This is a genomic window from Bartonella sp. MR90HLJMH (genome assembly GCF_042194115.1).
Classification (GTDB): domain Bacteria; phylum Pseudomonadota; class Alphaproteobacteria; order Rhizobiales; family Rhizobiaceae; genus Bartonella; species Bartonella grahamii.
This window is the reverse complement of the sequence record NZ_JBHIMM010000016.1, coordinates 1-1,338: the sequence shown is the minus strand read 5'-3', so window position 1 is coordinate 1,338 and position 1,338 is coordinate 1. Positions and strand designations below refer to the sequence as shown.

Here is a 1,338-nt window from a genome sequence, read left to right as displayed (position 1 = left end):
AGAACCAATAGAAAAATTAAGTTTCTTGCTAATGGAGATATTTCTGCTAACTCAACCGATGCTGTAAATGGTTCGCAACTTTATTTGATGAGTAATCAGCTTGCTGCGTATTTTGGTGGTAGCGCTGGCTATAATGATGGAAAATGGACCGCTCCTACTTTCAAGATAGCACAATTCAATAATGACGGTAGTTCTGGTGAGAAGAAGACATATCATGACGTTGCCAATGCTTTTGACGGTGTAAGTGAGAGTATGTCCAAGATAAACAATCGCATTCAAAATGTTGAAAATAATGTTTCGTCCAATGGTTTAAATTGGAATGAGCAGAAAAAAGCCTATGATGCTAGCCACGATGGTCAACCAAGTAAGATTATCAATGTAGCAGATGGTAAAATTGCAGAAGGTTCAAAAGATGCAGTCAATGGCGGACAGCTTTGGCAGACCAACGAACGGATCACTGGCGTTGAGAAAGATATTAAGCATATCGAAAACAGAGTCGACAATATTTCCACTACGGTTACGGATATGGGTGAAACGGTTTTCAATATTGAAAACAGAGTTGATAATATTGAAAACACGGTTAATAATCTTTCTGATGGCGCAGTTAACTATGATAAAGATGCTGATGGTAAAAAGACCAATAAGATCACTCTACAAGGTGGGAATGAAAGCGAACCTGTTATGATTGATAATGTTGCGGATGGTCGTATTGAACAAGGTTCGAAAGAAGCTGTAAATGGTGGTCAACTTCACGACTATACCCAAGAGCAGATGAAGATCGTTCTTGATCAATCAAAGCATTACACAGATCAACGAGTGAATAATATCGTTATCGATGCTATTGATGATGCCGTTGATCGGGCTCACCAATATACAGATATGAAGTTTAATATTTTAAGTTATGACATTAAGAGTGTACGCAAAGAAGCAAGGCAAGCAGCAGCTGTTGGTCTAGCAGCGTCCAACCTACGTTACTTCGACGAACCAGGATCTTTGAGTGTCTCATTTGGTAGCGGCGCATGGCGTGGACAATCCGCATTTGCTCTTGGTGCTGGTTATACATCTGAAAACGGAAAAATCCGCTCTAATCTCTCTGCCACGAGTGCTGGTGGTCACTGGGGAATAGGTGGAGCAATCACTCTGAAAATAAAATAATACGAACAACGAAAACTTAATAAAATTTTCACCCTTATTGATTGAAATGAGGGTGATTTTTTTTACAGACGCACAGTATTTACCCAGAGATAAGCATAATATTTGATGAGGCTATAAACTTTGAGGTTTTATAGAAGCTTTTTCTATATTTTTGTTGAAAAAAGATCACAATAGAATCCATAT

1 protein-coding gene is annotated in these 1,338 nt (G+C 38.6%); it reads left to right on the top strand.

Annotated elements, in window-relative coordinates:
- The coding region (locus ACFIJ9_RS08200; RefSeq protein WP_375636669.1) for a Vomp family autotransporter at window positions 1–1,155 on the top strand (1,155 nt) is incomplete at its 5' end.
- Window positions 1,156–1,338: the final 183 nt, after the last annotated feature.